This window comes from Micromonospora fulviviridis (assembly GCF_014648395.1).
In the GTDB taxonomy this organism is placed as follows: Bacteria; Actinomycetota; Actinomycetes; order Mycobacteriales; family Micromonosporaceae; genus Micromonospora; species Micromonospora fulviviridis.
In genome coordinates this window covers 99,920-106,724 of sequence record NZ_BMRA01000016.1, presented here as the reverse complement: position 1 = coordinate 106,724, position 6,805 = coordinate 99,920, and the positions used below count along the sequence as shown (strand labels likewise).

At 72.1% G+C, this 6,805-nt stretch carries 6 protein-coding genes; 2 read left to right on the top strand and 4 right to left on the bottom strand.

The features are described 5' to 3' along the window. Together IEY96_RS30265 and IEY96_RS30260 are read left to right on the top strand one after the other, a co-directional pair. Positions 1-264 (top strand): substrate-binding domain-containing protein (locus IEY96_RS30265; protein ID WP_189198209.1); only part of this gene is annotated, 264 nt, incomplete at its 5' end. A 435-nt stretch (positions 265-699) separates the two neighbouring features. Beyond that, entirely contained in the window at positions 700-2,799 is a 2,100-nt protein-coding gene (locus IEY96_RS30260; protein WP_189198208.1) for an alpha-glucuronidase, read from the top strand. A 9-nt stretch (positions 2,800-2,808) separates the two neighbouring features. Here IEY96_RS30260 and IEY96_RS30255 read toward each other — a convergent pair whose 3' ends face one another. The 4 genes from IEY96_RS30255 to IEY96_RS30240 all read right to left on the bottom strand — a co-directional run. After that, entirely contained in the window at positions 2,809-3,831 is a 1,023-nt protein-coding gene (locus tag IEY96_RS30255) for a LacI family DNA-binding transcriptional regulator (protein WP_189198207.1), read from the bottom strand. 175 nt (positions 3,832-4,006) lie between these two features. Beyond that, complete coding sequence (locus IEY96_RS30250) at positions 4,007-5,023, bottom strand: LacI family DNA-binding transcriptional regulator (RefSeq protein WP_189198206.1); 1,017 nt, start codon at positions 5,021-5,023, stop codon at positions 4,007-4,009. Between the two features lie 39 nt (positions 5,024-5,062). Continuing rightward, complete coding sequence (locus IEY96_RS30245) at positions 5,063-5,902, bottom strand: carbohydrate ABC transporter permease (protein WP_189198205.1); 840 nt, start codon at positions 5,900-5,902, stop codon at positions 5,063-5,065. Next, a partial coding sequence (locus tag IEY96_RS30240) for a carbohydrate ABC transporter permease (RefSeq protein WP_229791980.1) occupies positions 5,899-6,805 on the bottom strand: 907 nt, incomplete at its 5' end. The genes IEY96_RS30240 and IEY96_RS30245, both read right to left, overlap by 4 nt.

The window sequence follows — 6,805 nt, the reverse complement described above, 5'->3', positions numbered from 1 at the left end:
CAGATGGCCTTCGGCGTCTACGAGGCGGTCCGCCGCCGCGGACTGCGCGTCGCCGACGACGTCAGCATCGTCGGCTTCGACGACCTGCCCGAAGCCCGCTGGGCCTCCCCGCCACTGACCACGGTCCGGCAGCCGCTCGTGGAGATGGGCCGGCTCGCCGCCCGCACCGTGCTGCGCCTGACCCAGGGCGAGGAGATCGAGTCGCCCCGGGTCGAACTGGCCACCGAACTCGTGGTCCGGGACAGCTCGGCCCGCCACGACTAGCCCTCCGGCGGTGCCGGCGCGCGTCACCACGGATGCACCGTGCCGTCCTCCGCCCGGAAGATCGAACATGGCCATGGCAGCTTCACCCCGGCATCCGAAAATTTCGGCGCACGTTACCACAAGATCCGGCGGTAGACGAAGGCGCTGCCCGCAGTGCGGCGGCCATTCGGCTTACGACGGTCAATGCCGGAAACCGCTTAACAGCTGCATATCCGCCTGCCTCGACCCCTTGACCCACTGACGGACGACGCCCTAGATTCGCTCAGCAAGTATCGTCGGGTTGCCGAAACTTTCGGAAATCGGCCGCGAATCCCGGACACCCAGACGGGATGGGGTGCGCGTGACCGAGCAGGTGCCCGTCGACGGCCCGGTGGTCGCCGTGGACGCCGACGAGCGGCGGCCGGCGCGGGATGTCGTCGTGCTGCGGGAGGACGGGTGAGCGGCGCCGGGCGGACCGACGTCCACGCCGCCTGGCTGCCCCCGGAGGCGTTCGGCGCCATCGGCTCGCGGCGCGTCCTGGTGTGTGGCGCCGGCACGCTGGTCGCGACCGTGCGGCGCGAACTCGCGCAGGCGTGCGACCGGTACGGCGGCACCGTGCGGTGGCAGCCCGGGCCCGGACCGGTGGACGGGGCCCCGGAGGACCGGACCGGCGGCGTCGACCTGGTGCTCGCGCTGTCCGCCGCCGGTTCCCTGCCCGGCGCGGCGGCCGAGGTGGCCGCGGAGTGTCGGCGGCGGTACGGGGTCGGGGCGCTCGGCGCCGAGGGCTTCGCCCTGGCCCGGACCGGCGACGTGACGGTGGTGCTGGCCGAGGAGCCGGCGGGGCTGCTCCACGGCCTGTTCCACGTGGTCCGGCTCGGCGAGTCGGCGTTCGGTGCCGCCCGGTGGTTGAAGCGGCACCGGCCGGCGATGCGGCTGCGGATGCTGGACCACTGGGACAACGTCGACGTGCACCCGGTCATGGGTCAGGTCGAGCGCGGCTACGCCGGCGGGTCGATCTTCTGGTGCGACGGCTCCCCGCGCGGCGACCTGACCCGGGTGCGGGACTACGGGCGGCTGCTGGCGGCGTGCGGCGTCAACGCGGTCGCGGTCAACAACGTCAACGTCCACGCCACGGAGGCCCGGCTGCTGACCGACCGGCTCGGCGACGTCGCGGCGATCGCGGACGTCCTGCGGCCGTACGGGATCCGGGTCCATCTGTCGGTCACCTTCGCCGCGCCCGTCGTGCTCGGTGGCCTGCCGACCGCCGATCCGTTCGACGCGGACGTGCGGGCCTGGTGGGCCACGACCACCCGCCAGGTGTACGACCGCATCCCGGACTTCGGCGGCTACGTGGTGAAGGCGGACTCCGAGGGGCAGCCGGGCCCGTTCACGTACGGGCGGAGCCACGCCGAGGGCGCGAACCTGCTCGCCGAGGCGCTGGCGCCGTTCCGGGGGCTGGTGCACTGGCGGGCCTTCGTCTACGACCACCGGCAGGACTGGCGGGACCGGTCGACGGATCGGGCGCGGGCCGCCTTCGACCACTTCGCCCCGCTCGACGGCCGGTTCCGGTCCAACGTGATCCTCCAGGTGAAGCACGGCCCGATGGACTTCCAGGCGCGGGAACCGGTCTCCCCCGTGCTCGCGGCCATGCCGGCCACCAGGTTGGCGGTGGAGTTGCAGGTGACCCAGGAGTACACGGGCCAGCAGCGGCACGTGTGCTACCTGGCCCCGTGGTGGAGCGAGGTGCTCGGGTTCGCCCCGTGGGGCGATCACCGCACCGTCGCCACCCTGGCCGCCGGCGGCCCGGGCGACGGCGGTGGGCTGGTCGCCGTCTCCAACGTCGGCGACGACCCCTTCTGGACCGGGCACCCGCTGGCCCAGGCCAACCTGTACGCCTTCGGCCGGCTGGCGTGGGACCCCCGGCTGGACCCGGCGGCGGTGCTCGACGAGTGGATCGGGTTGACCTTTCCGCCGGCCCCGGCCGGCGGCCACGACCTGGTGCGGCGGACCCTGCACGAGATGATGGACGACTCGTGGCGCACCTACGAGCGGTACACCGCGCCGCTGGGCGTGGGCTTCATGGTCCGCCCCGGCCACCACTACGGCCCCGACGTGGACGGGTACGAGTACACGCCGTGGGGCACCTATCACTTCGCCGATCGGGACGGCGTGGGCGTCGACCGCACCCGGGCCTCGGGCACCGGTTTCACCGGGCAGTACCCGCAGCCGTGGTGCGACGTTTACGAGTCCCTCGACCGGTGCCCCGACGAACTGCTGCTCTTCTTCCACCACGTGCCGTACGGGCACGTGCTGCACGACGGCTCGACCGTCATCCAGCACATCTACGACACCCACTTCGCCGGCGCCGAGCAGGTGGCCGCCCTGCGGCGGCGGTGGGACCGGCTCGTCGGGCTGCTCGACCCGGGGGTGCACGCCCGGGTACGCGAGCGGCTGGACGAGCAGGTGCGCTGCGCCGAGGAGTGGCGGGACCAGGTCAACGCGTACTTCTTCCGCAAGTCCGGGGTGCCGGACGCGCACGGCCGCCGCATCCCCTGAGCGCGGCGCCTACCGTTCCCGGGGCGGCGTGGCGCTGTCCCGGACGACGAGTTCGGTGGCCAGTTCCACCCGCCGGCTCTCCACGTCCTCACCCTTGGCCAGCCGCAGCACGGTGCGGGCGGCGAGCATGCCCATCTCCGCCAGCGGCTGCCGCACGGTGGTCAGCGGCGGCGAGCACCAGCGGACCTCGGGCAGGTCGTCGAAGCCGACGACGCTGACGTCGTCGGGCACCCGCAGGCCCCGCTGCCGGACCGCCTCGTACACCCCGAGCGCCATCTGGTCGCACGCCGCGAAGATCGCGGTGGGCGGCTCGGGCAGCGCGAGCAGCCGGGTACCGCAGGCGAACCCGGACTCGTGGTAGAAGTCGCCCTGCTGGACGAGGCTGTCGTCGACGGGCAGGCCGGCCGACTCCAGGGCGGCGCGGTAGCCGTCCATCCGGGCCCGGCTGCACATCAGCCGCGGTGGGCCGGAGATGAACCCGATCCGCCGGTGACCGAGGCCGATCAGGTATTCGGTGGCACTGAGCCCGCCCGCCCAGTTGGTGGCGCCGATGGTGCAGGCGTCCTGCTGGGGGATGCCGTCGGCGTCGACGAGGACCAGGGGGATGTTGAGGCGTCGCAGGCCGCCCTGCAACGACGGCTCCACCATGGAGTTGACGAAGATGACGCCCTCGGTGGAGCGCCCGCGCAGGCTGTCGAGCCACTGCCGGGCCGAGGAGGCACGCCGATGGATGGCCGAGACGACGGTGCCGATCCCCGCCTCGTGGGCGACGTCCTCGACACCACGGATGATCTCGACGGCCCAGGGGCTGTCGAGATCGTTGAAGACCAGGTCGACCAGCCCCGAGGTGGGGCGGGCGGCGACCATCCGCCGGCGGTAGCCGTGCCGGTTGAGCAGTTCCTCGACCCGTTCCCGGGTCTGCACGGCGACGTCGGAGCGGCCGTTGAGGACCCGCGACACCGTCGGCACCGAGACACCGGCCAGGTCGGCGATCGTGGCGATGGTGACCCGGGGGATGTTGTTCACCGTCACAGTCAGCTCCCTGGAGGTCCGGTCGCGACGAGGGTGCGCGTCGCCCGAGCGCAGCCGTGCCGGTGAGGGTGTCCGGCGGCCTGACCTCAGTCTAGCTTCGAAAGTTTCGGACGCGCTCCGGCGGCGTTACCGGACAGGTCCCGATCGCCTTCCGGGTGCCCGGGACGGCCGTGGGTCAGGCGGCCCGGGCGGCGCTGTCGCGGACGACCAGCTCGGTGGCGAGTTCGATGCGGGGGCTCTCGATGCGCTCGCCGTGGGCCAGCCGCAGCACCGTACGGGCGGCGAGCAGGCCCATCTCGGCCAGCGGCTGCCGCACCGTGGTCAGCGGCGGGGAGCACCAGCGGACCTCGGGCAGGTCGTCGAAGCCGACGACGCTGATGTCGTCGGGCACCCGCAGGCCCCGTTGCCGGACCGCCTCGTACACACCGAGCGCCATCTGGTCGCTGGAGGCGAAGATCGCGGTCGGCGGCTCGGACAGCCGCAACAGGTGGCTGCCGCCGGCGAACCCGGCCTCGTGGTAGAAGTTGCCGGGGTAGATCAGCCGGTCGTCGATCGGCACGCCGGCCGACTCCAGGGCCGTGCGGTAGCCGTCGAGGCGGGCCCGGCTGCACATGAGTTGCGGCAGGCCGGCGATGAAGCCGATCCGCCGGTGGCCGAGGCCGAGCAGGTACTCGGTGGCGCGCAGGCTGCCCGCCCAGTTGGTCGCGCCGATCGTCGGCGCCTCCTGCGGCGGCACTCCGGCCGGGTCGACGATGACGACGGGGATGTTGAGCCGGCGCAGCTCGGCCTGCAGCGGCGGTTCCAGGGTGGAGGTCACGAAGATGACCCCCTCGGTCGAGCGGGTACGCAGGTTGTCCAGCCACTGCTTGGCCGCCGAGGTACGCCGGTGGATGGCGGAGACGACCGTGCCGATGCCGGCGGCGTGGGCGACGTCCTCGACGCCCCGGATGATCTCCACGGCCCAGGGGCTGTCGAGGTCGTTGAAGACCAGGTCGATGAGGCCGGAACTGGCCCGCATGCTGGGCGGGCGGCGGCGGTAGCCGTGCCGGGCGAGCAGTTCCTCGACGCGCTCCCGGGTCTGCGCGGCCACGTCGGAGCGACCGTTGACGACCCGCGACACCGTCGGCACGGACACCCCGGCCAGGCGCGCGATCGTCGCGATGGTGACTTTCCGGCTGTCGTCGGAGACCACGGCCCGCCCTTTCGTCGTCGCCCGGGCACCCGGGCCCGCTCAGCCCTTGACGCTGCCCGCCAGGCCGCCGATGAGCTGACGTTCCGCCACCGCGTAGAAGCCCAGCGCCGGCACCATGGAGAGCACCACGTACGCGAGCACCCGCGCGGTGTCGTCGGAGTACTGCCCCTGGAAGGCCTGCACGCCCACGGGCAACGTCCACCAGCTCTGGTCGGTGAAGACCACCAGCGGGAGCATGAAGTTGTTCCAGCTCGCCACGATCGCCAACACCGAGACGGTGGCCAGCGCCGGGCGGGCCATCGGCAGCAGCACCCGCCAGAAGAACCCGAACGGGCTGCAGCCGTCCAGCGTCGCGGCCTCCTCGACCTCGGCGGGGATGGTGCGGAAGAACTGCCGCAGGATGATGATGGTGACCGGCAGCCCGAACGCGGCCTGCGGAAGGATGACGCCGAGCGGGTTGTCCAGCAGGCCCATGGTGCGCAGCAGGATGAACAGCGGCAGGATGGCCACCGCGAACGGGAACATCAGTCCCACCGCGAAGAGCGTGAACAGGAACTCCCGGCCCCGGAAGGAGAACCGGGCGAACACGAAGGCGGCCATCGCCGCGGCGCCGACCACGACGAACGTGGTGGCCAGGGCGATCAGCGTGCTGTTGCCGAGCTGTCGCCAGAACACGCCGGAGGCCAGGATGCCGGTGTAGTTCTCCGGCACCCACGGGTCGGGCCAGCCGAGCGGGTTGCTCGACAGTTGGCCGTTGTCCTTGAACCCGCCGAGCACCCCGAACCCGATGGGCACCACGATGAGCGCGCCCACCGCGACGGAGATCAGGTGCAGGACGAGGGACCGCGTCCGCGCCCCGGGCTTCTGCGTGGTGGTCATCCCTGGACTCCCCTGGTGGTGATCGCGCCCTCGGTGTCCCGCCGCAGCACGTACCGCTGGTAGAACAGCGCGAAGACGAGGCTCAGGATGAACATGACCATGCTGATCGCGCTGGCGTAGCCGACCTCGAACCGGCGGAAGCCGTACTGGTACATGGTCACGGCCATGGTCTCGGACGAGTGGATCGGGCCACCGCCGGTGAGCACCCAGACCATGTCGAAGAGCTGGATGGTGCCGATCACCGACAGGAAGATGCTGATCCGGATCGTGGGCCCGAGCAGCGGCAGCGTGACGTGCCGGAACACCTGCCAGGTGCCGGCCCCGTCGGTGGCCGCGGCCTCGGTCAGCTCCCGGGGGATGCCCTGCCGGCCGGCCAGGTACAGGACCATGTGGAAGCCGAAGTACTTCCACGAGATCACCAGGAACAGGGCGAACAGCACCGTGTCGGGGTCGGCGAAGATGGCGCCGGCGTCCGCGCCGAGCCACCGGGCCAGCCCCTCACCCAGGCCCCGGCTCGGGGAGAACACCAACGTGAACAGCACGCCGGTGGTGACCTCGGAGAGCACGTACGGCGCGAAGAACAGCAGCCGGTACGCGCGGCGGCCCGACAACTTCTGGTTGAGCAGCATGGCCAGGCCGAGCGACACCGGCAGCTGGATGACCAGCGACAGGGCGATCAGCAGGAAGGCCCGCCAGAGGTCGCCCCGGAAGGTGGGGTCGCCGAAGGCGCGGGTGAAGTTCTCCAACCCGACGTTGTTCTCCGGCAGGCCGAAGCCGTTCCACTTGAACACGCTGGCGTAGCTGGCGACCAGGATCGGCGCGACGACCAGCAGCAGGAACAGGACCAGCGCCGGGGCCAGGAAGACGGCGATGGTGCTCACGCGGCCGATCCGGGGCCGGGCC

Bases quoted from the DNA above. Each gene is read 5' to 3' on its own strand.
- IEY96_RS30245 (WP_189198205.1), bottom strand. From the start codon at position 5,902: ATGACCACCACGCAGAAGCCCGGGGCGCGGACGCGGTCCCTCGTCCTG.